The organism is Robinsoniella sp. KNHs210 (genome assembly GCF_000686105.1).
Classification (GTDB): Bacteria; Bacillota; Clostridia; order Lachnospirales; family Lachnospiraceae; genus Robinsoniella; species Robinsoniella peoriensis.
Window position 1 is genome coordinate 4,419,616 of sequence record NZ_JMLZ01000002.1, and the last position, 22,492, is coordinate 4,442,107.

General features: G+C 40.6%; 28 protein-coding genes, 1 pseudogene and 1 other annotated feature. Of the genes and pseudogenes, 24 read left to right on the forward strand and 5 right to left on the reverse strand.

Annotated elements, in window-relative coordinates; all coding sequences use genetic code 11:
• Positions 1–45 precede the first annotated feature (45 nt).
• Positions 46–1,191, forward strand: coding sequence for a glycoside hydrolase family 88 protein (locus CD03_RS0125620; RefSeq protein ID WP_027296056.1), 1,146 nt, complete (start codon positions 46–48; stop codon positions 1,189–1,191).
• Positions 1,192–1,212: 21 nt separating this feature from the next.
• On the opposite strand, the pseudogene CD03_RS40200 reads toward CD03_RS0125620, so the two are convergent.
• Positions 1,213–1,260: pseudogene (locus tag CD03_RS40200) on the reverse strand (DUF6783 domain-containing protein); the annotation flags it as partial.
• Positions 1,261–1,398: 138 nt separating this feature from the next.
• Here CD03_RS40200 and CD03_RS0125625 point away from each other — a divergent pair.
• Positions 1,399–1,929 carry a GNAT family N-acetyltransferase gene (locus CD03_RS0125625; protein ID WP_027296057.1) on the forward strand — a complete coding sequence of 177 codons (531 nt, stop codon included), beginning with the start codon at positions 1,399–1,401 and terminating at the stop codon, positions 1,927–1,929.
• 140 nt (positions 1,930–2,069) lie between these two features.
• Here CD03_RS0125625 and CD03_RS0125630 read toward each other — a convergent pair whose 3' ends face one another.
• Entirely contained in the window at positions 2,070–2,414 is a 345-nt protein-coding gene (locus tag CD03_RS0125630; protein WP_027296058.1) for a helix-turn-helix domain-containing protein, read from the reverse strand.
• A gap of 287 nt (positions 2,415–2,701) precedes the next feature.
• Between CD03_RS0125630 and CD03_RS0125635 the strand changes: the two genes are divergently transcribed.
• From CD03_RS0125635 to rplL, 16 genes are all read left to right on the forward strand, one after another.
• Positions 2,702–3,421: a LytR/AlgR family response regulator transcription factor gene (locus tag CD03_RS0125635; protein WP_027296059.1), complete on the forward strand. Its 720-nt coding sequence runs from the start codon at positions 2,702–2,704 to the stop codon at positions 3,419–3,421.
• A gap of 26 nt (positions 3,422–3,447) precedes the next feature.
• Complete coding sequence (locus tag CD03_RS0125640; protein ID WP_027296060.1) at positions 3,448–4,767, forward strand: sensor histidine kinase; 1,320 nt, start codon at positions 3,448–3,450, stop codon at positions 4,765–4,767.
• A gap of 108 nt (positions 4,768–4,875) precedes the next feature.
• Positions 4,876–5,544 (forward strand): L-serine ammonia-lyase, iron-sulfur-dependent subunit beta, encoded by a 669-nt coding sequence (gene sdaAB / locus CD03_RS0125645; protein WP_027296061.1) that lies wholly within the window; start codon positions 4,876–4,878, stop codon positions 5,542–5,544.
• A 1-nt stretch (position 5,545) separates the two neighbouring features.
• Positions 5,546–6,427, forward strand: coding sequence for an L-serine ammonia-lyase, iron-sulfur-dependent, subunit alpha (sdaAA, locus tag CD03_RS0125650; protein ID WP_027296062.1), 882 nt, complete (start codon positions 5,546–5,548; stop codon positions 6,425–6,427).
• Positions 6,428–6,646: 219 nt separating this feature from the next.
• Positions 6,647–6,796, forward strand: a complete 150-nt coding sequence (gene rpmG, locus CD03_RS37445) for a 50S ribosomal protein L33 (protein WP_138002359.1) — start codon at positions 6,647–6,649, stop codon at positions 6,794–6,796.
• Between the two features lie 32 nt (positions 6,797–6,828).
• A complete protein-coding gene (gene secE / locus CD03_RS0125655; RefSeq protein ID WP_027296063.1) occupies positions 6,829–7,035 on the forward strand; it encodes a preprotein translocase subunit SecE in 207 nt (68 codons plus the stop codon).
• 16 nt (positions 7,036–7,051) lie between these two features.
• Positions 7,052–7,567, forward strand: a complete 516-nt coding sequence (gene nusG / locus CD03_RS0125660) for a transcription termination/antitermination protein NusG (protein ID WP_027296064.1) — start codon at positions 7,052–7,054, stop codon at positions 7,565–7,567.
• A gap of 90 nt (positions 7,568–7,657) precedes the next feature.
• Positions 7,658–8,083, forward strand: a complete 426-nt coding sequence (rplK, locus tag CD03_RS0125665) for a 50S ribosomal protein L11 (RefSeq protein WP_027296065.1) — start codon at positions 7,658–7,660, stop codon at positions 8,081–8,083.
• An 86-nt stretch (positions 8,084–8,169) separates the two neighbouring features.
• The gene (gene rplA / locus CD03_RS0125670) at positions 8,170–8,862 is read left to right on the forward strand and encodes a 50S ribosomal protein L1 (RefSeq protein WP_027296066.1); all 693 of its coding nucleotides are present in this window, start codon (positions 8,170–8,172) and stop codon (positions 8,860–8,862) included.
• Between the two features lie 223 nt (positions 8,863–9,085).
• On the forward strand, positions 9,086–10,039 hold the full coding sequence (locus CD03_RS0125675) for an AAA family ATPase (protein ID WP_027296067.1): 954 nt from the start codon (positions 9,086–9,088) through the stop codon (positions 10,037–10,039).
• Positions 10,040–10,141: 102 nt separating this feature from the next.
• Positions 10,142–11,314 (forward strand): DUF58 domain-containing protein, encoded by a 1,173-nt coding sequence (locus CD03_RS34845; RefSeq protein WP_156043034.1) that lies wholly within the window; start codon positions 10,142–10,144, stop codon positions 11,312–11,314.
• Positions 11,315–11,316: 2 nt separating this feature from the next.
• A complete protein-coding gene (locus CD03_RS0125685) occupies positions 11,317–12,603 on the forward strand; it encodes a hypothetical protein (RefSeq protein ID WP_027296068.1) in 1,287 nt (428 codons plus the stop codon).
• A gap of 195 nt (positions 12,604–12,798) precedes the next feature.
• Entirely contained in the window at positions 12,799–13,266 is a 468-nt protein-coding gene (locus CD03_RS0125690) for a hypothetical protein (protein WP_027296069.1), read from the forward strand.
• Between the two features lie 118 nt (positions 13,267–13,384).
• A complete protein-coding gene (carB, locus tag CD03_RS0125695; RefSeq protein WP_044289665.1) occupies positions 13,385–16,603 on the forward strand; it encodes a carbamoyl-phosphate synthase large subunit in 3,219 nt (1,072 codons plus the stop codon).
• A gap of 58 nt (positions 16,604–16,661) precedes the next feature.
• Positions 16,662–16,800: a sequence feature (ribosomal protein L10 leader region), on the forward strand.
• A gap of 29 nt (positions 16,801–16,829) precedes the next feature.
• Entirely contained in the window at positions 16,830–17,318 is a 489-nt protein-coding gene (gene rplJ / locus CD03_RS0125700; protein WP_027296071.1) for a 50S ribosomal protein L10, read from the forward strand.
• Positions 17,319–17,396: 78 nt separating this feature from the next.
• Positions 17,397–17,771, forward strand: coding sequence for a 50S ribosomal protein L7/L12 (gene rplL / locus CD03_RS0125705; protein WP_027296072.1), 375 nt, complete (start codon positions 17,397–17,399; stop codon positions 17,769–17,771).
• A 35-nt stretch (positions 17,772–17,806) separates the two neighbouring features.
• On the opposite strand, the gene CD03_RS0125710 is transcribed toward rplL, so the two are convergent.
• The 3 genes from CD03_RS0125710 to CD03_RS36510 form a co-directional block, all read right to left on the reverse strand.
• On the reverse strand, positions 17,807–18,943 hold the full coding sequence (locus CD03_RS0125710) for a tyrosine-type recombinase/integrase (protein WP_027296073.1): 1,137 nt from the start codon (positions 18,941–18,943) through the stop codon (positions 17,807–17,809).
• A 155-nt stretch (positions 18,944–19,098) separates the two neighbouring features.
• Complete coding sequence (locus CD03_RS0125715) at positions 19,099–19,560, reverse strand: ImmA/IrrE family metallo-endopeptidase (protein WP_027296074.1); 462 nt, start codon at positions 19,558–19,560, stop codon at positions 19,099–19,101.
• 16 nt (positions 19,561–19,576) lie between these two features.
• Positions 19,577–20,104, reverse strand: a complete 528-nt coding sequence (locus tag CD03_RS36510) for a helix-turn-helix domain-containing protein (RefSeq protein WP_027296075.1) — start codon at positions 20,102–20,104, stop codon at positions 19,577–19,579.
• Between the two features lie 159 nt (positions 20,105–20,263).
• Here CD03_RS36510 and CD03_RS0125725 point away from each other — a divergent pair, with 159 nt between their 5' ends.
• From CD03_RS0125725 to CD03_RS0125750, 6 genes are read left to right on the forward strand one after another with little or no spacing between them, the layout of a single operon-like run.
• Entirely contained in the window at positions 20,264–20,467 is a 204-nt protein-coding gene (locus tag CD03_RS0125725; protein WP_197041696.1) for an XRE family transcriptional regulator, read from the forward strand.
• Between the two features lie 54 nt (positions 20,468–20,521).
• Positions 20,522–20,680 (forward strand): hypothetical protein, encoded by a 159-nt coding sequence (locus CD03_RS38350; RefSeq protein ID WP_197041697.1) that lies wholly within the window; start codon positions 20,522–20,524, stop codon positions 20,678–20,680.
• A gap of 13 nt (positions 20,681–20,693) precedes the next feature.
• Positions 20,694–21,362: a BRO-N domain-containing protein gene (locus CD03_RS0125735; protein WP_242849155.1), complete on the forward strand. Its 669-nt coding sequence runs from the start codon at positions 20,694–20,696 to the stop codon at positions 21,360–21,362.
• 13 nt (positions 21,363–21,375) lie between these two features.
• Positions 21,376–21,660 carry a hypothetical protein gene (locus tag CD03_RS34855; RefSeq protein ID WP_052377979.1) on the forward strand — a complete coding sequence of 95 codons (285 nt, stop codon included), beginning with the start codon at positions 21,376–21,378 and terminating at the stop codon, positions 21,658–21,660.
• Between the two features lie 15 nt (positions 21,661–21,675).
• Positions 21,676–22,155 (forward strand): hypothetical protein, encoded by a 480-nt coding sequence (locus tag CD03_RS0125745; RefSeq protein ID WP_027296078.1) that lies wholly within the window; start codon positions 21,676–21,678, stop codon positions 22,153–22,155.
• A 12-nt stretch (positions 22,156–22,167) separates the two neighbouring features.
• Complete coding sequence (locus CD03_RS0125750; RefSeq protein ID WP_027296079.1) at positions 22,168–22,425, forward strand: helix-turn-helix domain-containing protein; 258 nt, start codon at positions 22,168–22,170, stop codon at positions 22,423–22,425.
• The last annotated feature ends 67 nt before the right edge of the window (positions 22,426–22,492 follow it).

Consider the following 22,492-nt stretch of genomic DNA (forward strand, 5'->3'; position numbering starts at 1 on the left):
AAATGGAGAATTCAGCGGAACGGGAGTTACAGCAGGAGGGCATTTATGGAGAAGTTAAAAGTACAAAAAGCAGCTGCGCAGGCAGTATCTATTCTAAAAGGAAATCTGAATAACTACACATACAAATTTCCGGGATCCAATAGTGAGCATCTGTTTTACCCGGAAACAGAAAATACAGAGTGGACAACCGGATTCTGTACGGGGACATACTGGCTTGCCTATGAACTGACGGCAGAGGGAAGTTTCAGATCGGCGGCGGAGGTTCAGGTTGAGAGCTTTTATAATAGGATAAAACAGAAAAAAGATGTAGACCACCATGATATGGGATTTCTATACACACCTTCCTGCGTGGCAGCATATCAGATTACGGGAAATAAAAGGGCAAAAGAGGCGGCTATTCTGGCTGCAGACCAGCTTATCAGCCGTTTTCAGGTAAAAGGGGAGTTTCTCCAGGCGTGGGGAGAGCCGGGGGCAGAGGATAATTACCGCCTGATTATTGACTGTCTGCTGAATCTGCCCTTATTATACTGGGCTTCCAGAGTAACTGGGGACGGAAAGTACAGAGACGCTGCAGTACGTCATACGAAGACAAGCATCCAAAACCTGGTGCGGGAAGATAATTCCACCTACCACACTTATTTTTTTAATCCGAGGACCGGAGAGCCGTTACGGGGGGTTACGGCTCAGGGATATCAGGATGATTCTGCCTGGGCGAGAGGGCAGGCCTGGGGAATATATGGCACGGCATTGGCATGGCGGTATACAAAAGATGAAACCTGCAGAGAATTGTTCCGCAAAGTGACGGATTTTTATCTAAGACATCTCCCGGAGGATATGGTTCCCTATTGGGATTTGCAGTTTTCAGAGGGGAGCCATGAACCGAGAGATTCGTCAGCCGCCGCAGCAGCAGTCTGCGGGATCATGGAAATGTGTGAAAACGGGGGACTGGAAAAGAAAGAGCAATCCTTTTATGGTAAAAGTGCTCAGAAGATGCTGGAAAGCCTGATAGACAACTATGCGGTTAGGTCACTGAAGGAAGCAAACGGACTGATCCTGCATGGTGTTTATGCGAAAAGCAGTCCATTTAACAGCGTATCCGACAGAGGGGTCGATGAATGTAATCTGTGGGGAGATTATTTCTATCTTGAGGCACTGGTCAGAAATATAAAAGACTGGAAGACGTATTGGTAACATAATATTGAGTGGGGAGCTGCCAGAGCGTGTTTGAAAATTCATACCCGCCATCTGCACGCCCCACTTTTTTAAAACACGCTATAGTACTCCGGGAAGGTTAGAAAATGCCAGAAAAAAGAAAAAATAAAGTGACTTTGGAATATGGCAATGATATAATAAAAAAGTGCAGGAAGCTGGTAAAGATAAATTTACGGGGAGATAATTATGGAAAAAATAATAATCGCAGAAACGGACCGATTAATATTAAGAAGATACACAACAAGTGATTTACAGGACCTATATGAATACTTGTCCAATCCGAAAGTCCTGGAATATGAGCCATATAAGCCGATGTCAATGGAAGAGGTTAAGGAAAATCTGGAATCCAGAATTTCAACGGATGAAATGATTGCGGTTGAGCTAAAATCAACAGGTAAAATGATAGGTAATGTTTATTTGGGCAAATGCGATTGTAATTCTCTGGAAATCGGATATGTGTTTAATGAAAATTACTGGAAAAAAGGATATGCAAAAGAAAGCTGTGAAAAGCTGATTATATGGGCATTTGAAAATGGAATCCATAGGATTTGTGCGTACTGTGATCCGGACAATCAGAATTCCTGGGGATTATTGGAGAAATTGGGATTTATCAGGGAAGGATATTTAAGAAAGAACGTATATTTCTGGAAGGATGAGAATAATCAGCCTGTCTGGAAAGATACTTATATTTATGGAATACTGAATAATATATCCTAAGAAGTGTAACAGCTTTTCGGAAACTGGATGAACACATACCGGGTGCAAGGCCAGAAAAGGTATCGGCTTGGTAATAAAAAAAGGATAATTCCAAATGGAATGTCCTTTTTTGTTTTATCAGTCATTATGCAAGCGATGATTCATTGTCCATAAGTATCCTGAAGGGAAGATTTCAGAGATCTTAAAGTTTCCGTCAATATGCGGAGCTCTTTTTCGTCACAGTCGTTTAACAAATCCCTTAATTCTTTCACGTAGAAAGACTTTGCTTCGGGAAGGCTGTCGCACAATAGATTGTCTACCGTAGTGTGGAGTGCATTTGCAATAGTGATTAATGTAGGCAGGCTTACATGGGTGACCCCTCTTTCGATATTGCTAAGATGTGGTGTAGAGATATCTACCTGTTCGGAGAGCCGTTCTTGTGTAATTTTCTGGGTTAATCTCATGGCTCGGATTCTGCGTCCGATAGCGGTATAATCAATTGTCATACTTACCCCCTGTATAATTACTTATTAAGTATTGTATTATTTGTTTTGTTATATTATAATAATCTATAACCTAAAAAATAGCTTGTGGATTATAATGGATGGAAGTATTTACCATTTTTTGACTATTTTTTAATGAAATCGACAAACTTTGGTTAAATATTACACGAACTGTGTTAAAAGTGTATTTAGCATTGCATTTACTGTGATACGGATGGTATAATTCCAAGAAATATAATTGTGCAATTATATTCGGGTAATGAAAAGAAATAAGTAAGGTGGGATGAATCATGATGCGAATCGGGATATGTGACGATGAAGCAAAGGCGGTTCAGGTAAGCAAAGATTTCATTGAGAAATTTTTGAAGAAAAACAAGTGTGAGTATGAAATTCATGAATTTTTGAATCCGGAGGAGTTATACCATTACGTAAGGGAAAGTATTTATGATTTGGATTTACTGTTTCTGGATATTGAAATAGGTGAATCTAACGGGGTTGAGGTTGCGAAAAAGCTGGAAGCATTAGATACCAGAACAAAAATTGTGTTTTTGACGAACTATCTTTGCTACAGTTCAAAAGTATATGAGGTTGACTACTGCTATTTTGTTTTGAAAAAAGACCTGGAAAAATATCTGCCAAAGATTATTGAAAAGCAAATCCAACAGAAAAGTAAGGTTGCCAGAGAACGTATTGTTGTCATGGTAAAAGGAAGAAAGATTATATTGCTTCCTATGGATATTCAGTACTTAGAAAGGGAAAAGCGCAGTACACTTGCGGTCTGCGTCGGAGAAACTGTCAGAACATCTTCCGGATTGACCGAACTGCAGGCACAGCTTGGATCGGATTACTTTGTAAGATGCCATAACAGTTATATTGTGAATCTGAATTTTGTAAAAGAATTTTGCCGGAATGAATTGATTCTGCGCAATGGGAAAAAGGTTCCGATCAGCCGAAGGTATCTGAATGATGTCCGCAGGGCATTTGCCAGGTGGCTGGGGGAAGATATCTAGAATACAATCTAATGTGAGGTGAAATAATGACGGTATTTACCGGAAAATGTGTTGCTGCCCTGTTAGAAACTGTTATATTCTATATTTTTGCCATTCGGTGCGTAGATACCGGAAATATGGACTTGAGAAAGAAGCGGATGATTCTGCTTCTTCTTGCTGTGGTGGATGGTTTGCTGATGCTGCCTGTAAAGAACGGCGGTTCTGCATTTCTGGTCTATGTGGCAGAAATCATTCTGTGGATGGCAGTCATCTATAAAATATCGGTGAAACCGGTAAATGATTTTGTGAAATTTTACGCATTTATAGAATTTTTTGGGATTATCGGTGCGGCGTTCAGTCTGATTACGAACAACATATTTGGTTTTGGCGGCGCTGCTGCTCTTTACAGTGGCGAGAATATTTTATTAGTGACTGCCGTAAACGGGGCTAAAAATATTCTTGCTGCCGCGATCATATGTGTTGTGATTAAATTCTGCGTATTTGAAAAAATTCCTTTGTGGATCTGGAAGGTATTTGCTATTGTATCCGTATTTGTGAATCTGGCTGCAACTGTCTTTATGATGAATGAAAATGCAAACCGGCTTCTCGAACCCTGGGTACTGATGTATGTGGTAGCTATGCTGTGCGTATTCGGCGGATTGCTGACCTGGTACAGCAGAGAAAACCTTAAAAGAGAGAATCAATATCTGCTGATGCAGCAAAAGCTTTTGAGAGAGCATTATAAGGTTCTGGAAGAGCAAAACGAACTGGTGCAGAAAATGCGCCACGATATTGGAAACCATCTTCAGACCATAGAAAGGCTGGTACGGGATAATCATACAGAATCTATGGGTGAAATCACAAAACGACTGAATAAAGAATATGACAAGCTTCTGCAAAGCAATATCAGCAGAAATGTAATGATTGATGCAGTACTGCATAATAAAATTACAGAGTGTGCGAAAAATAAAATTAAACTGCAGTTAAACATGGCACATTTTGTCAGTGGAAGAGTCGATGATGTTGACTGGCTCAGTATCTTTTATAATTTATTTGATAATGCAATTGAAAGCTGCATGCGCATGGAGAATTCCCAGGAGCGCTTTATTAATGTGAAAAGCCAGTACCGTGCAGGCTATCAGGTTCTGATTTTTTGTAATGCCAGATCCGGTGAGACCAGAGCTTTGGAAGCTAAACGGGAAGGAAACTTTAAAACTTCTAAAAAAGATAAGTTCTGCCATGGTCTGGGACTTGACATTGTAAAGGGAATTGTAAAAAAATACGAAGGCAGTATGGAGTGTAAAGAGGAAGAAAAGGTTTTTCGTACGCTAGTTTCCCTGCGAGTGGGAACCGCAGAAAAAAATTAGCTGCCCCCTATACTTTTTGACAGGGATTTGATAAAATATAATAATGAATATATTCTTTAAGGGAGCGTTCGGCGTTCCCTTTCAATTTACGCTAAGGAGAAAAAACGGATGAACATATTCGATATTTTGGGACCTGTTATGGTTGGACCATCAAGCTCTCATACGGCCGGGGCAGTAAGGATCGGGCTGATGGGGAGAAAGCTGCTGGGATGTATGCCCTTAAAAGCACGGATTTGTATGCATGGCTCCTTTGCGGCGACCGGAGTAGGACATGGTACAGATAAAGCCATAGTAGCAGGCCTGCTTGGAATGGAGCCGGATGATGTAAGGATTCCGGAAAGCTTTAAAATGGCAGGAGAAAAGGGATTAGAGTTTACATTTGAAGAGACAACTTTAAAGGGGGCACATCCTAATTCCGTACAGATGGTACTGGAGGATGGCCAGCACAGAAAGCTGACAGTTCAGGCTTCTTCTCTGGGTGGCGGTCGGATTATGCTGAATAAAATCAATGATGTGGAGGTCAATTGTACCTGTGAGAATCCCACATTAATTATTCATAACATGGATCAGCCCGGTTATGTTGCCGAGGTGGCATCCATGCTTTTTCAGAAGTCCGTGAATGTTGCCAATATGTCCCTGCACCGGAAAAAACGAGGGGGCTATGCGGTGATGATCATAGAGACAGACCAGAAGATTCCAAAGGAATCCATTGAGTGGCTGGAGCAGAAAGAGGGCATACTGAAGGTAACATATATTGATATAGGAGGGAACCGGTAACATGGCATATAACTCATTAGAAGAAATCTTAGAAGTATGCAGGGAATCACAGATTCCATTCTGGGAAACCATCCTGCAGGATGATATGAATGAGCGGAAAGTTACAAAAGAGGAATCTTTTGAGAAGATGATGGGTATGTGGCGGGCGATGCTTTCGTCCAGTGAAGCATATGATGAAAAACTGATTTCCAACAGCGGTCTGGTAGGCGGAAGCGGCGGTATTATGGAACAGTATATTCAAAAGGAAACACCATTGTGCGGTGCATTTATGGGACAGGTCATTGCGGCTGCACTGCAGATGGGTGAATCCAATGCCTGCATGAAACGGATTGTGGCTGCACCCACAGCTGGTGCCTGCGGCGTACTTCCTGCTGTACTGGTCCCTTTTTACAAGAATGAGCAGACAGAGGATGCACGTATTGGAGAAGCACTGTATGTGGCTGCTGGAATTGGACAGGTTATAGCTGTCCGTGCTTATATTGCCGGAGCTTCCGGCGGCTGTCAGGCGGAAATAGGTTCGGCAAGTGCGATGGCGGCAGGGGCAATGGTACATCTCAGAGGCGGAAATGCAGGTCAGATCGCTCATGCGGCCGCGATGTCTCTTAAAAATCTGCTGGGACTGGTCTGTGATCCGGTAGCCGGTTTGGTAGAGGTTCCGTGTGTGAAGCGGAATGTGATCGGGGCGGTGAACGCACTGGCATGTGCCGATATGGCATTGGCTGGAATAGAAAGCCGGATTCCCCCTGATCAGGTGATTGATGCCATGAAAGAAGTCGGAGATCTGATGAATGTCTCCCTGCGGGAAACGGGGGAAGGCGGCCTGGCAGCCACAGCATTCGGCAGGGAAGTATCATTAAAACAGGGACAGGAAAAATTCCGCTGATCCGGAGCGTATCTGAATGATACTTCAGGCAGATTTCTGAGATATTTGTAATTAAAACACTGCATAAGATCATGGATCTTGTCAAAAAAAGACTTGACTTCCAGCTATTGTATATGATAAGATAAACGAGCGAATGGAAGTAGGTCTTTTTTTTATGCCTAAAAATTCAACAGCCTACGCAAGCTGTTACCAAATTACAAAGAAGGCGAGGTGGAAGTTGTGCGCGTTAAAATCACATTGGCATGTACGGAATGTAAACAACGTAACTACAACATGACGAAGGATAAGAAAAATCATCCGGACAGAATGGAAACAAAAAAATACTGTAAATTCTGTAGAACACACACATCACACAAAGAAACCAAATAACTGTTAGTGATAATGCAAAGGAAGTGAATGTAATGGGAGAAACTGCAAAAACAGAAAAAGCCCCCAAGAAAAGCTGGTTTGAAGGTCTTAAATCTGAATTTAAGAAAATTATCTGGCCGGAGAAAAAAACACTTGGCAAACAGACCATTGCGGTTGTTGCCGTTTCTTGTGTATTAGGTGTCATTATAACCATTATTGATGTTATTGTACAGTATGGTATTGATTTCTTAATAAAGTAAGGGCAAGGGTGATTTTATGTCAGAAACAAACTGGTATGTAGTTCATACTTATTCAGGGTATGAGAACAAGGTTAAGGCCAACATTGAGAAAACGATTGAAAACCGGCATTTAGAAGATCAGATCATTGAGGTCAGAGTTCCGATGCAGGATGTTGTAGAAGTAAAAAATGGCGTGCAGAAGCAGGTTCAGAAGAAACTGTTTCCTGGCTATGTACTTCTGAATATGGTCATGAATGATGACACCTGGTATGTCGTTAGAAATACAAGAGGTGTTACCGGATTTGTTGGTCCTGGATCAAAACCAGTGCCACTTACCGAAGCGGAAATGCTGAATCTTGGAATCCAGGCGGACGATGTCCAGGTGGATTTCACAGAGGGAGATGCCGTTACTGTAACCGGCGGAGTCTGGAAAGATACCGTTGGAGTAATTCAGTCCATCAATCATGGTAAACAGATCGTTACCATTAATGTTGAGTTATTCGGTCGTGAAACACCAGTAGAAATAAGTTTCACAGAGATTAAAAAAATGTAACATGATATTAGACCGTCGGGTAATATTCGCAGTCTGACGGATTAGTGGGAGGGAAATCCCCCGCCAATACCACATAGGAGGTGCCTAAAAATGGCAAAAAAAGTAACAGGTTATATTAAATTACAGATTCCTGCTGGAAAGGCTACACCAGCTCCACCAGTTGGTCCGGCACTTGGACAGCACGGTGTTAACATCGTTCAGTTTACAAAGGAGTTCAACGCAAGAACAGCTGACAAAGGCGATTTAATTATCCCGGTTGTTATTACTGTATATGCAGACAGAAGCTTCAGCTTTATTACAAAAACTCCTCCGGCAGCAGTTTTATTAAAGAAAGCATGCAACCTGAAATCAGGTTCAGGCGTTCCAAATAAAACAAAAGTTGCTACAATCAGCAAAGAAAAGATCAAAGAGATCGCTGAAATGAAAATGCCAGATTTAAATGCAGCATCTGTTGAAGCTGCTATGAGCATGATCGCAGGTACCGCACGCAGCATGGGTATCACTGTTGAGGAATAATATACTTGGCAATCAAGCAAAACGTAAACTAAACAATGAAAAGTGGGAGGGAAATTCCCGCAAATACCACCAGGAGGTTATTTAATATGAAAAAAGGAAAAAGATACGCAGAGGCTGCAAAAGCAATCGACCGCGCAAATCTTTATGATACAACAGAAGCTATTTCTTTAGTAAAGAAAGCATCTGTTGCTAAATTTGATGAAACAATCGAAGCTCATATCAGAACAGGCTGTGATGGCCGTCATGCGGATCAGCAGATCCGTGGAGCTGTTGTGTTACCACACGGTACCGGTAAAAAAGTTCGTGTCTTAGTATTCGCTAAAAATGCAAAAGCTGATGAAGCTCGTGCAGCAGGCGCTGAATACGTTGGAGCAGAGGAATTAATTCCAAAGATCCAGAACGAAAACTGGTTTGAATTCGATGTAGTTGTAGCTACACCGGATATGATGGGTGTTGTTGGACGTCTTGGTCGTGTACTTGGACCAAAAGGCTTAATGCCAAACCCAAAAGCTGGTACGGTAACTATGGACGTAACAAAAGCAGTTCAGGAAATCAAAGCAGGTAAGATTGAGTACAGATTAGATAAAACAAACATTATCCACGTGCCAATCGGAAAAGCTTCTTTTACAGAGGAGCAGTTAGCGGACAACTTCCAGACGCTTATGGGTGCAATTTTAAAAGCGAAACCTTCAGCACTTAAAGGACAGTATTTAAAGAGCGTAACAGTCGCTCCTACAATGGGACCTGGTGTGAAGCTTAACACAGCAAAATTTGCATAAACCCTTATAAAGGGGTCATCGCATTAAGATTTAGTGCGATGGCCCCCTTTTTTTGCTTTTTTATCTTTTTGAATTAAAATAGTAATTTTCCTGAATTCGTAGTAAAATAAAAACAGTATTAGAGTGTATTAGAAACGGCTTGCACCGGACTGACTGCGCCCCTGGCAGGATGTGACCGTGTAATGATTGTTCTGACATGCTCTGGAACAGGAGGACAGGATAAATGGATATCGTTCAGGCAGCAGCAGCGGCACAATCCATAAAGGAAAATATAAATAGGGTGATCATAGGTAAATCAGAAGTGATAGACCTGGTTCTGACTTCACTTTTAGCAGGTGGGCATATACTGTTAGAAGACGTACCGGGTACAGGAAAGACAAAGCTGGCAAAGTCTCTTGCCAGATCCCTGGATCTTCCCTTTAGCAGAATCCAGTTTACGCCGGATTTACTGCCATCAGATATAACCGGTATCAATTACTACAATCAGAAGCAGGGAGAATTTGTATATCGTGAGGGACCTGTTTTTGCAAATATTGTTCTGGCGGATGAGATCAACAGGGCCACACCCAGAACCCAGTCAAGTCTGCTGGAATGCATGGAGGAAAAGCAGGTAACAGTAGATGGTGTGACCATGCATCTGGAGGAACCCTTTTTGGTTATTGCGACTCAGAACCCCATAGAAACAGCAGGAACTTATCCGTTGCCGGAGGCACAGCTGGACAGATTCTTAATGCAGCTGTCCATGGGAGTACCACAAGAGTCGGAAGAATTGCAGATGATGGAGCGCTTTATCAAAGGAGATCCGCTGGATGAAATAGAACCGGTGTGTTCAAAAGAAACCCTGCTTCTTATGAGTCAGGTACATAGAGATGTATTTGTTCATGCTGGGATCAGAGAATATATACTGGCACTGATTACCAAAACCAGAAAACATGAGAAGATCAAACTGGGAGTCAGCCCGCGGGGAACGCTGGCATTTGTAAAAGCAGTACAGGCTTATGCTGTCATAGAGGGCAGGGATTACGTTATTCCTGAGGATGTGAAAACACTTGCCGTTCCTGTAATGGCACACCGCCTGGTAATGTACGGCGGAATGAACCGATCCCGGAACACGGTAAATACAATAAAAGAAATCCTGGATCAGGTACCGGTTCCTACTGAGAACTGGGAAAAGTAAGGGAAGTATGGCAAGCCTGTTTGCGACATGCATGGAGAAAGGGTAAAAGAAAATTTCAGATGGAAGGCAGCCACACTGTGATACGTGAAACCTTATTATTTTGTGGCAGTATTGCAGGCAGGCCTGCAATATACAATGGGTATAAAGATGAAAATTATTCTGATTATTTTGGGACTATTTATAGTCTGGTTTATACAGCGGCTGGTATATGAAAAGAACTGGAAAAAAGGACTGAATGCGGAGGTGTCATTTGAACACGGTGCCGTAACGGAAGGAAGCGAAACGATTCTGTTTGAAATGGTAAGCAATCGTAAATGGATGATCCTGCCCACATTAAAAGTGATGTTTAAGACCGATAAAGGACTTCATTTTGAAAAACAGGAGAATATGAAAATAACGGATTACTGTTATAAATGTGACATATTTTCGCTGTTTCCGTATCAAAAAATAGTCCGGCGTCATAAGGTCACCTGTGCAAAGCGGGGATTGTATGATGTGGATGAATTAGATCTGACGGCAGGTGATATCTGGTTTTCCGGGGAATATTACAGCACCTGTGAAAATAAGGCGAGGCTGTATGTGTTTCCTGCAAAGGCGGATCTGGAACGGACAGATGTTCCTTATGAAAGGATAATGGGGAATATACAGACCAGGAAATACCTTCAGGAGGATCCTTTTGCATTTGCCGGTATAAGAGAATATCAAAGTTATGATTCCATGAGGAGCATCAACTGGAAAATTTCTGCGAAGAACAGCACTTACATGGTAAATGTACATGATGCTACAGCTTCTCAGGCTATTTGTTTTCTATTTAATGCGGATCAGGATACGATTTGGCATCATGATGATCTGCTGGAAGAAGGCATCCGTATAGTAAGTACTTTAGCCAGACAGTTTTTAGAGCAGGGTGTTCCGGTTCAGTTTCTAACCAATGGGAAAGACAAAATAACAAAAGAAAGTCTGTACCTTCGTGCCGGCAGCGGTGAGGCTCACGGGGAAATGCTGGATGAGCAGCTGGCAAGGATGGATCTGACTCTGGAAGCGGAGCGTTTTCATGGCCGTATGGAAGAACTTTGTAATGGGAAAAGCGAAAATGTCCTTTATGTTTTTGTATCCACCAGCTGCAGGGATGAACTGCAGGAAGATTTTTTAAGGCTTCGGGAACAGAGCAGGGGGTCTGTTTGGATCGCACCTGTTTATCGTGGAACGTTGTTAGATATGCATCCCGGAATCGCAGGTGACATGATTTGCTGGGAAGTAGAAAGAGGCGGTTGAGAGTGCAGGTAAAAAGGCAGGTGAAAAAATTGTCCAAAATGGTATCAAAAGGGGGCAGGCAGCAGTTTCATACGGCATTTTTGGAAATTGCGGCACAGACATGTCTGTACTATATGATTTATGCTTCGGTGCTGGCCGGACTTTGCAAAGGGAATGTGCTGAGTAAGGATTGGTTTGTAAAAGGGATTGTGTTTGTGGTTCCGCTTGTTGTATTTTATATTTTGAGAAAAACAACTGTAAGTTTTATAGTGTTCCTTATGCTTCATATACTGATAACGGCTGGGATGTATATTTTAATACCGGATAAATCTGCCGGTCTGCTTCTGGCTTTTTGTACAGGACTCTCAGCACTTATTTCTTTGTTTCTGCGTATACAGAATAAACAGGAGCGTCCTTGGCTGGCATGGGCAGGTGTTTTTCTTGTGTCCTACGGGATAGGGGGGTATACCAACAGCGAAATATTGAAGGGGGTCAGCGTACTGGCAGTCAGCGTTTTTGGATTATCTGAAATGATTCTCATATATTTAGAAAATATGCGTCAGTTTTTTGTGAAAAACAAAAGGAATACCAGTATTCCCTATGAGCGGATTCAATGGGTGGGAAATGTTATGATGCTGGTTTTTCTGTTTTGCGGGGCAGCAGTAATTTTTCTATTTAAAGACTTATCCCCGGACCTGATCCTGACTGCATTAAAAAACATAATGCTGGGGATTGTGGGATGGCTTCTGGCATTTTTCTTAAAAGAGTCCAATGATGTGCCGCAGACAGAGGCATTCCAGGCACAGAATCAAATGGCTGATATGTTCACGCAGGAAATAAGTGAAAAAAGTCAGTGGCTCGAGATACTGGAGCAAATTCTTGCAACGGTTTTAAAAGCTGCTGTAGCTGCAGGAATTGTATTTCTGGCAGCATATGGAATTTACAGAATCTACCGGAAATATAAACAGAAGATGCCGGACGAAGAGATACAGGAGTCCAGCACTTTTCTGTGGAAAGAGGAAAGGGTAAAGAAACGAAAAAACAGACGAACAATCCGGGAACTTTTTACCGGCAGCAATAACATGAAAATAAGAAAGATGTATAAAAAATTTGTGAAAGGGAGAATGAAAAAGGGCAGGAATTTGCCAGCATCCTGTACGCCGGAAGAAATTCGCATAGAATTATTTCCCGAGGTATCCGGCGGACCGAAAATGACCGAATATTATGAGATGGCGAGATATGGCATTGGAGAATGTGACAGAAATACGGTAGAAGCAATGAAAGAGACTGCAGGAAGTGAACATAAATAAAGGCAGAAGAGTATTCGAATCTGAGTATACTCTTCTGTTTTTTACAAAAAACGGTCACATGTTCGATCGGATGTTGTTATGAAAGTGTTAACATGTTATAATAATTCTTAATATTAAAAGGATATTAAGATATAAGGATTATTTGAGGGAAAAAAGAAACTAAACATACAATCTATCTGGTGGAGGTAGTGTGAGATGATGAATGACAATAATCGGGATATGAGAGAAATACAGGGGAAAAGAAAATTCAGGTTTTATTTTCCGGATACCGGACTGGAAGAGTTTGCCAGGCAGGGAACGATAGTTGGAGTACCGGAGGCGGAGCAGCATCCACTTGGACTGCGCCATACATATCAGATTCTGGAGCAGGTCTATACAGAAATAAAAAAAGGCGGCTCGGAAGGTTATATGTTAAGGACAGATGAGGCGGGAACCATGAAGAATATCTATATGGAGGTATTCGACAAGGACCAGGCACAGGTATTTGTAAGAAACGGGGAAGGCAAGAGTCAGAGAGTTGTAATCAGTGAAAAGAAAACTTATGATATGCTGCAGGATTATATGGAGACCTTGAAAGAGGGGACAATGGTATATGAAAGAGAGGAAATGCTGGAGTATTTTGAAGCAGTTCTGAGGAAGTATAAGCGAAGAGAACGCGCCTGAGGCAGAATTTTATCATGGGATAAAATTATATATTTACACATCTCTTACAATAACGTATAATAGACCTAATGATTTTGTGTAGTATAGTATACAAAAAGATATTATGAGAGGTAAAACCATGAAGAGAAATGATATTCACAAAGTACTTATTATCGGTTCCGGTCCTATCATCATTGGACAGGCATGCGAATTTGACTATTCCGGAACACAGGCGTGTAAAGCGCTAAGAAACCTTGGTTATGAAATTGTTCTGGTAAATTCCAATCCGGCAACAATCATGACAGATCCGGAAACAGCGGATATTACTTATATTGAACCATTAAATGTGGAACGTCTGACTCAGATTATTGAAAAAGAACGTCCGGATGCGTTACTGCCAAACCTGGGTGGACAGTCCGGTCTGAATCTGTGTTCCGAACTGGCAAAAGCCGGTGTTTTGGAAAAATATGACGTAAAGGTTATCGGTGTTCAGGTAGATGCTATTGAGCGTGGAGAAGACCGTATCGAATTCAAAAAGGCTATGGACAGCCTGGGAATCGAAATGGCAAAAAGTGAAGTGGCATATACCGTAGAAGAGGCAGTGAAAATTGCTGACAATCTGGGTTATCCGGTAGTTCTGCGTCCTGCATATACCATGGGTGGTGCAGGCGGCGGACTGGTATATAATGTTGAAGAGTTAAAGACGGTATGTGCCAGAGGATTACAGGCAAGTCTGGTAGGCCAGGTATTAGTTGAAGAATCAATTCTCGGCTGGGAAGAGCTGGAATTAGAAGTTGTCCGTGATGCGAAGAACAACATGATTACAGTCTGCTTTATTGAAAATATTGATCCGCTGGGCGTTCATACAGGCGATTCTTTCTGTTCTGCACCGATGCTGACCATATCCGGAGAGGTTCAGAAAAGACTTCAGGAGCAGGCTTATAAAATCGTTGAAGCCATTGAAGTAATTGGTGGTACCAACGTACAGTTTGCACATGATCCGGTCAGTGACCGCATTATCGTAATTGAGATTAATCCAAGGACATCACGTTCATCTGCGTTGGCATCAAAAGCAACCGGGTTCCCTATTGCTCTGGTTTCCGCAATGCTTGCAAGTGGTTTGACTTTAGATGAAATTCCGTGCGGCAAGTATGGAACTCTGGACCAGTATGTTCCAGGCGGTGATTACATTGTAATTAAGTTTGCCCGCTGGGCGTTTGAGAAGTTTAAAGGATCTGAGGATAAGCTTGGAACCCAGATGCGTGCCGTTGGTGAAGTTATGAGTATCGGTAAGACTTATAAAGAAGCTTTCCAGAAGGCAATCAGAAGTCTTGAGACCGGCAGGTACGGACTTGGCAATGCAAAGGATTTTGCAACCAAGTCGAAGAAAGAACTTTTGAAAATGCTTGCCGTTCCTACAAGTGAACGTCAGTTTATTATGTATGAAGCATTGAGAAAAGGTGCTTCCGTTCAGGAATTATTTGAATTAACGAAAATTAAGCATTACTTCATTGAACAGATGAAAGAATTGGTAGAAGAAGAGGAATCATTAAAGGCTTTAAAGGGAAAGGTTCCGCAGACAGACTTATTGAAACAGGCGAAGTTAGATGGTTTTGCTGATAAATACCTGAGCCAGATCCTGGAAGTAACAGAAGATGAAGTAAGACGTACAAGAATAGAAGCCGGAATCGTTGAAGCCTGGGAAGGGGTTCACGTAAGCGGTACCAAGGATTCTGCATATTATTATTCCAGTTACCATATGAAAGATGAGAGCCCGGTTAATAATGATAAACCGAAGATCATGATTTTAGGTGGTGGACCAAACCGTATCGGACAGGGAATCGAATTCGACTACTGCTGTGTACATGCAGCAATTGCATTGAAAGAGCTGGGATTTGAAACTATCATTGTTAACTGTAATCCGGAAACTGTTTCTACAGATTATGACACTTCTGATAAATTGTATTTTGAACCACTGACCCTGGAAGATGTACTGAGTATCCATGACAAGGAAAAACCGGTAGGAGTTATTGCACAGTTTGGAGGACAGACGCCGCTGAATCTGGCATATGACCTGAAAAAAGCGGGTGTCAATATTCTTGGAACAACACCGGAAACGATTGATCTTGCAGAAGACAGAGATCTGTTCCGTGACATGATGAAGAAGCTGAATATTCCTATGCCGGAAGCAGGAATGGCTGTTAACGTAGGGGAAGCGCTTGCGATTGCAAATAAGATCGGATATCCGGTTATGGTACGTCCTTCTTATGTTTTGGGCGGAAGAGGCATGGAAGTGGTTCATGATGATGAGGCTCTGACATTCTACATGAAGGCAGCGGTTGGAGTTACTCCCGACAGACCGATATTGATCGACCGTTTCTTACATCATGCTACTGAGTGTGAGGCTGATGCCATCAGCGATGGAACTAATGTATTTGTTCCGGCGGTAATGGAGCATATTGAACTTGCAGGTGTTCATTCCGGTGACTCCGCATGTATTCTTCCGTCTAAGAATCTGACAGAAGAACAGATCGAAACCATCAAAGATTATACGAGAAAGATTGCAGCAGAAATGAATGTAGTCGGACTTATGAATATGCAGTATGCCATTGAAGACGGAGTAGTATATGTACTTGAAGCAAATCCGCGTGCATCCAGAACAGTACCGCTGGTATCAAAAGTATGTAATATTAAAATGGTTAAACTGGCAACAGATATCATGACTTCTTATTTAACTGGAAGACCGTCTCCGGTACTTGATTTAAAAGAGAAGAAGTTTTCACACTATGGTGTAAAAGAAGCTGTTTTCCCGTTTAATATGTTCCCGGAAGTAGATCCTTTATTAGGACCTGAAATGCGTTCTACCGGAGAAGTACTTGGTATTTCAGAAAGTTTCGGTGAAGCGTTCTATAAAGCGCAGGAAGCTACTCAGACCAAACTTCCATTAGAAGGTACCGTACTCCTCAGCGTAAGTGACAGAGACAAGCCGGAAGTAAAAGAAGTGGCACAGGAACTTCATGATTGCGGATTTAAGCTGATGGCGACCGGAAGTACTTATGAACTGATTAAGGAAGCCGGACTTGAAGCCGAGAAGATATCTAAGATTAATGAGGGAAGACCGAATATCCTGGATGCCATCACCAATAAAAAGATCCAAATGATCATCAATACACCAATTGATAAAAAAGGTGCAACAGATGATAGTTATATCCGTAAGGCTGCTATCAAGGAAAAAATACCTTACATGACAACAATGGCAGCGGCAAAAGCTACGGCAGAAGGCATTAAGGCAGTAAAGATGGGAGAACGTTTAGAGGTTCATTCATTACAGGAGTTCCATAAAAAAATCAAAGAATAATGCCTGCCAACAGAAAAAGTTATAAAATCTGCTTGACAAATTCAGACAGACTATGCTATAGTCTATTAGAAAACTGCCGAAGACAGTAGGTGCCGTAAGGCATAAGGTGAAAACGCCTACCGAGGAGTAATGAGTTCTAATAAGAATGATTTATGAAACCTCTTTGTCTTGTACAAAGAGGTTTTTTACGGCGGTACACATACTAACATAAGGAGGTGCACCATTCATGGCAAAAGTTGAACTTAAAAAACCAGTTGTTGAAGAGATTAGCGCAAGTATCAAAGATGCAGCATCAGTTATTTTAGTAACTTATAGTGGAATCAGCGTGGAACAGGACACAGCTCTTCGTAAAGAGCTTAGAGAAGCTGGCGTTGTCTACAAAGTATACAAAAATACAATGATGAACTTTGCATTCAAAGATACAGATTGCGAAGCACTCAGCAAACATCTGGAAGGACCAAATGCAATTGCAATTTCGAAAGAAGACGCAACTGCTCCGGCAAGAATCTTAGCAAAACATGCAAAGACTGTTCCGGCAATCAAATTGATCGCAGGTGTCGTAGAAGGAGCTTACTACGATGAGACAGGCGTACAGGCATTGGCTTCCGTTCCGTCAAGAGAAGAACTTCTTGGCAAGTTACTTGGAAGTATCCAGTCACCTATTACAAATCTTGCTCGTGTTCTTAATCAGATTGCAGAAGCAAAAGAAGCTTAAGAATTCAACGTAAAACGTGGAACCGGGAAATCGGATATCCGAAAAAATAACTTAAAAAATTAAATGGAGGAAAATAAAATGGCAAAATTAACAACAGCAGAATTTATTGATGCTATTAAAGAATTATCTGTATTAGAATTAAACGATTTAGTAAAAGCATGTGAAGAAGAATTTGGTGTATCTGCAGCAGCAGGTGTTGTAGTAGCAGCAGCAGGCGGAGCAGCAGAAGCAGCAGAAGAAAAAGATGAGTTCGACGTAGAATTAACAGAAGTTGGACCAAACAAAGTTAAAGTTATCAAAGTTGTTCGTGAAGCTACAGGCTTAGGCTTAAAAGAAGCTAAAGAAGTAGTTGACGGAGCTCCTAAGGTTGTTAAAGAAGGCGTTTCTAAAGCAGAAGCTGAAGAATTAAAGACTAAATTAGAAGCAGAAGGCGCTAAGATCACATTAAAATAATCTGATGATTAGCAATCCCCGTAGACACCTATATTTTAGGCGTTTATGGGGATTATTTTTTTGTCTGACTGCATTTTGACTGCATCAGACTTGTAGTACTGTTCGAGTTTATCTATTTTTACATCTACGTATCCGAAATGGGTATATGTATCCAGTGTGGTTTTTATATCTTTATGCCCAAGAAGATACTGAGCTGTTTTAATATCAATACCTGCTTTATATAGATCAGACGCATATGTGTGTCTGAATATATGAGGGGTTATGTCATCAGCGAGTACGCCGCCATTCTTGCTCTTGAGCTTGCTAAGTAATTTAAGCCAGCGTTTTCTAAAAGTTGAAGTCCCTATATAATTACCATATTCTGAAAGAAATAAAATGCCAACACGGTTTCTACAATATTCTTTTATAACCGGGAGAAGGTCATGTGTGATCGGAAGAAAACGTGTTCCAGCATCAGTTTTAGTATTGTCTTGCAGTATTTCCGAACTGGTAGAAGCCTTGGAAAGTACTAATGTTTTATTTACTGTTATGCGCATTTTGTCAAAATCTATATCGCTTACGTTGAGAGCCAGGGCTTCACTCCTACGCATTCCAGTATATAGTAATAGTGTAGTAAAACACTTTTCAAATTCGTCAAGTTCAGTACTTTCAATAAGGTGACGTTCTTCTATTGTCAATGCTCTCTTATTACTTTTTTTGGTTATCCGTTTCATGCCGAATGTAGGATTCTTGGATATTAAGTTTAGACTGATAGCATAATCGAATATCGCTCGTGCATTGCTCAGGGCTTTATTGTATTTATCTATCTGGTTCTTTGATATTAGATCAGAGCGAATTTGCTCAATATGGGACCGTTTAATATCATATACATATAAATCACCAAGATAGTGATTTAAGCCCTTTATTTGGCTGCTTATGTTATTGTAAGACTGATCTTTGACCTCTCCCTTCTTTGTGTTCACGAGCCATAGTTCGGATAGTTTTCTAAAGATCATTTTTTCGTTTTCGATAAGTTTTCCGGATTCCTTAAGATCCATAAATTCTCTGTACTTTTTATCTAATTCTTTGAGTGTTGCGGCATAAATGGTTTTCCGATGTGGTTTTCCTTCTTTGTAGCCAATGGTAATCTGTTTGGCATATCTGCCATCTGATCGTTTCTTTGCTTTAATCATTATGAAACCTCCTTATTTTTGGGTATAAAAAATACACCCTAGCAAATCTCCAGGATGTATGATACAATTTATACGATTGGTTGTATCTGACACCCTTGTGGTTGATAGGTTACATCTATATAAATCCGTTCGGTGTGTCCAGCACCGGGCGGTTTTTATTGCATTTTATAAATATTAAATGTAGGATCAAATGTAAATAGATAGTCACCGAATTGTTGTGCACAACCATAAATACACCGATACGCATCAATGGCTGACTGCAAAAAAGATTCTGTAACTTCTAAAAACTCCGCTATTTCATAGACGTTTCTACATCCGTATTTTTTAGCCAATATCAGTTTTTCAGGTGTAACAAGCTGTTGGTATGCAAAAAGCCGGGCTTTTAATTCCTGTTTTCGATTTTCCTCTATAGCCTGGTCAAATATATTTCCAGTGGTCGTATAAAAATGTCCGATTTCCTCTGCAGTTACACAGCCTTTTTCTATAGAGGTATTAATATCTTTCCGGATGGCAATTTTATTCCCCTTGATCCTCCCGTCGCTACCTTGAAGAGGCTTCTCTTTAACTATAATTCCAATATTATCAGCTTTCACTAATAATTTCTCATAAGTATTCAAGTAATCCACCACCTAATTAAAAATTGTCATCATTCATGATATCGTCATCAGCTTTGTGCATTTCAGCCGTTACTTCTATATCAGTACGTTCATGAGCAGCATTAAGAAGATCATCTTGTTCAGCATCTAATCTTTGTATGCTTAGAAGATTTTCCACGTAACTTACAGTCTTTTTCTTATTTTTATCATTCAATAAGATGAAAGATTGTAAAAATTGTTTTTCGTTAGTCTCTCTCTTATTATCCTCCTTAACAGCTTTTAGAAAATCTAAATATCCCTTAGGAGATCCGGACCACCACGTTGGAATATCAATATCCATATTATCATAGTCATCAGGATCATCTTCCCACCCCATCAGATATCCAGGAGTTGTTTTTAATATATCAGCTAACCTTTCTAAAACATTGGCCGGAACTTTTTCTATACTCCCATTTTCATATCTGAATATAGTAGATCTCGAAACTCCTAAATCAATAGCTACGTCATCGGCGCTTAATTCTAATTCTTTGCGACGATCCCTTATCCTTTGGCCTGTAGTTAACATATGGTCACCTCCGTTTTAAATTATAATAGCATATATGATGCAAAAATGCAACATATAAAATAGCGTTTATGCAATTTTTGTATTGACTTATAGATCTTTCGGTTGTATTATATACACATGGAGTTGCAAAAACGCTACAACAGAAAGGAGGAATGGATTATGAATGTTCAGATGTTGAAAGGGAAGATAGTGGAGGCATGTACAACCCAGGAAGCAATTGCTGATACAATAGGAATGAATAGGAGTACTTTTTATAGGAAAATGAAAAACATGGGAAATACATTTACGGTAGAGCAGATGAAAAAGATGGTTGATGTAATTCCTTTAAGTACTGAAGATGCCATTAATATTTTTTTTAAATAAAGTCGCATTATTGCTACAAAAAGAAATATATGAATTATGAAAGGATGAAAAGCGATGAGGCAGAAAAGAAAAACCGTATGGGCTTATCTTTATGGAAAAAGGCTTGTAGACGTAGTTCAGGCAGCATTAGACAATAATGTGACGGTCGCAGACCTTAAGGAAAAACTTATAAGAGAGAATCCCGGTCACGATGTTACATTTAAAGTGCAGTAAGAAGGGAGGACACATGATGAAAGTAGAAAATTGGAACGGTTATGACATCCGATTCGTTGAGAAAGACAGCGAGTGGTGGGCGGTTGCCGCTGATGTGTGCACCGCACTGGATATTAAAAATGTATCTCTGGCAGTCAATGGAAATAACACCAGAAGAAAGCAGAAAAATGGAAGCAAAGGTCTAAATGAATCTCAAAAGGGTATATGCGAAGTAAATACCCCGGGTGGCAAACAAGATATGCTTGTGATAAGTGAATCGGGAATTTTTAAATTAGTTTTCAAAAGCCATAAGAAAGAAGCAGAAGAATTTCAAGACTGGGTTTATGAAATATTAAAAGAACTCCGCCGGTCAGCAGGATTAGAAGGATTCCAGATCTTCCGTATGTTGGATAAAGAACACCAAAGAGAAGCAATGTCGAAACTCTGTTACACATTAAAGAAACCGGTCAGGGTGGATTTCATAAAAGCCAATGTCATAGCCAATAAAGCAGTATCCACAAAGTATGGTCATCCCAAAATGGTTAAGAAAGCTGATATGACACCGGAAATGCTGGCTGACCGTCAGGAGCTATTGGACGATACAGTTGATTTAATGGCAGTCAAAGAAAAGTTCAACCTTAATATTTCAGTATCAGATGAAGTATATAAGATGGTGGATAACAGCAATAGGCAGGTTGGATAAGAAAGGAGAACAGATGAACATTTATATTATCGAATCAAATCAGCAAAAAGGTGTATTACCTTACAACTATTTCAAAAGGAAGTGTGAGTGTTACGTAACGGAACTTGAAGCGAAGTACAAATGCAAGTTTTGGTGTATGCATTCTGAGTGTAATAGAATAGCGCGGGAGACATATGCCAAAAAGACCAGCAGACAGGCAAACATAACAAGTTTGGTATACACCATTGATGAAGCAGATGAATTATTTGAATTATTTAAAATTTATGCGAATGTCTGGGCGTATCAAATATGTGGATAAAAGGAGGAAATGCAAATGAATGGTAATGATTTATTTAATGTTATTGAAAGTGGAACACCGGTGCGCTTTTATGGACCAGGGTTAGGAAAGTCTACTATATGTAGAAGGTTACGGGAATTAGGATATGAGAATGTGTCCGAATGCGGGGATGACGATATCTGCGATGGTCAGGGATGTATGTCTGTACCCAAAGACTTTTCAGGGATGCTGGTATATTTTGAAGACAACCCGGGAAAGGTCAATCTACCGGAACTGATGAAGATTATTGGGTTAGAAATAGAAGAAGTGCAAAAAGATTTTGTGTTACATGAAATCAGCTTATGCAAGGATGAATTGGAAGTCATCAAAGATTGCATGGTAACTAAAATTACAGAACACGTAGGAGAAGCTGGATATGAATTCGTACAGATAGTATTTTATGATTCTCAAAATGATTGCAATATAATTTTATCGATAAGCGAAAATGGTGCAGTTCATATATCAGATCCAGTGTAAGGAGGGGCAACAATGTGTGAAATAAATGAACTTAAAAAACAAGTTGAAGAGCTTAAAATTATAGCTAGTGTTCTTGAATTAAAAATCAAACCGACTGAGGTATACCAGATAAAAGATGTAATGGAGATATATGGGATTAGTAGATCAGCAGCGTGCAGATTGTTTCATAAAGAAGGCTTTCCATCGTATCAAGTTGGAGTTCTGTGGTTTGTAAATGCGCAAGAAATGGTGGATTATCTAAAAAAAGAAAGTGAAGTCAACAAAGGGTAGGTGATAACAATGATATGGATAGAAGATGTTAAGGAAATAAAAGAATCCCAGGAAGCGGCAACTTCTA

What these genes read in the sequence shown, in the direction of transcription:
- CD03_RS34855 (WP_052377979.1), top strand. Translation starts at nt 21,376, where the DNA reads ATGAACATTTATATTATCGAATCAAATCAGCAAAAAGGTGTATTACCT.
- CD03_RS38350 (WP_197041697.1), top strand. Translation starts at nt 20,522, where the DNA reads ATGAGGCAGAAAAGAAAAACCGTATGGGCTTATCTTTATGGAAAAAGG.
- CD03_RS0125620 (WP_027296056.1), top strand. Translation starts at nt 46, where the DNA reads ATGGAGAAGTTAAAAGTACAAAAAGCAGCTGCGCAGGCAGTATCTATT.
- CD03_RS0125710 (WP_027296073.1), bottom strand. Translation starts at nt 18,943, where the DNA reads ATGATTAAAGCAAAGAAACGATCAGATGGCAGATATGCCAAACAGATT.
- CD03_RS0125750 (WP_027296079.1), top strand. Translation starts at nt 22,168, where the DNA reads ATGTGTGAAATAAATGAACTTAAAAAACAAGTTGAAGAGCTTAAAATT.
- CD03_RS0125625 (WP_027296057.1), top strand. Translation starts at nt 1,399, where the DNA reads ATGGAAAAAATAATAATCGCAGAAACGGACCGATTAATATTAAGAAGA.
- rplK (WP_027296065.1), top strand. Translation starts at nt 7,658, where the DNA reads ATGGCAAAAAAAGTAACAGGTTATATTAAATTACAGATTCCTGCTGGA.
- CD03_RS0125745 (WP_027296078.1), top strand. Translation starts at nt 21,676, where the DNA reads ATGAATGGTAATGATTTATTTAATGTTATTGAAAGTGGAACACCGGTG.
- rplA (WP_027296066.1), top strand. Translation starts at nt 8,170, where the DNA reads ATGAAAAAAGGAAAAAGATACGCAGAGGCTGCAAAAGCAATCGACCGC.
- nusG (WP_027296064.1), top strand. Translation starts at nt 7,052, where the DNA reads ATGTCAGAAACAAACTGGTATGTAGTTCATACTTATTCAGGGTATGAG.
- rplJ (WP_027296071.1), top strand. Translation starts at nt 16,830, where the DNA reads ATGGCAAAAGTTGAACTTAAAAAACCAGTTGTTGAAGAGATTAGCGCA.
- CD03_RS0125635 (WP_027296059.1), top strand. Translation starts at nt 2,702, where the DNA reads ATGATGCGAATCGGGATATGTGACGATGAAGCAAAGGCGGTTCAGGTA.
- CD03_RS0125630 (WP_027296058.1), bottom strand. Translation starts at nt 2,414, where the DNA reads ATGACAATTGATTATACCGCTATCGGACGCAGAATCCGAGCCATGAGA.
- CD03_RS0125675 (WP_027296067.1), top strand. Translation starts at nt 9,086, where the DNA reads ATGGATATCGTTCAGGCAGCAGCAGCGGCACAATCCATAAAGGAAAAT.
- CD03_RS0125690 (WP_027296069.1), top strand. Translation starts at nt 12,799, where the DNA reads ATGATGAATGACAATAATCGGGATATGAGAGAAATACAGGGGAAAAGA.
- CD03_RS0125735 (WP_242849155.1), top strand. Translation starts at nt 20,694, where the DNA reads ATGATGAAAGTAGAAAATTGGAACGGTTATGACATCCGATTCGTTGAG.
- secE (WP_027296063.1), top strand. Translation starts at nt 6,829, where the DNA reads ATGGGAGAAACTGCAAAAACAGAAAAAGCCCCCAAGAAAAGCTGGTTT.
- CD03_RS36510 (WP_027296075.1), bottom strand. Translation starts at nt 20,104, where the DNA reads ATGTTAACTACAGGCCAAAGGATAAGGGATCGTCGCAAAGAATTAGAA.
- sdaAB (WP_027296061.1), top strand. Translation starts at nt 4,876, where the DNA reads ATGAACATATTCGATATTTTGGGACCTGTTATGGTTGGACCATCAAGC.
- sdaAA (WP_027296062.1), top strand. Translation starts at nt 5,546, where the DNA reads ATGGCATATAACTCATTAGAAGAAATCTTAGAAGTATGCAGGGAATCA.
- rplL (WP_027296072.1), top strand. Translation starts at nt 17,397, where the DNA reads ATGGCAAAATTAACAACAGCAGAATTTATTGATGCTATTAAAGAATTA.
- CD03_RS0125725 (WP_197041696.1), top strand. Translation starts at nt 20,264, where the DNA reads ATGAATGTTCAGATGTTGAAAGGGAAGATAGTGGAGGCATGTACAACC.
- carB (WP_044289665.1), top strand. Translation starts at nt 13,385, where the DNA reads ATGAAGAGAAATGATATTCACAAAGTACTTATTATCGGTTCCGGTCCT.
- CD03_RS0125640 (WP_027296060.1), top strand. Translation starts at nt 3,448, where the DNA reads ATGACGGTATTTACCGGAAAATGTGTTGCTGCCCTGTTAGAAACTGTT.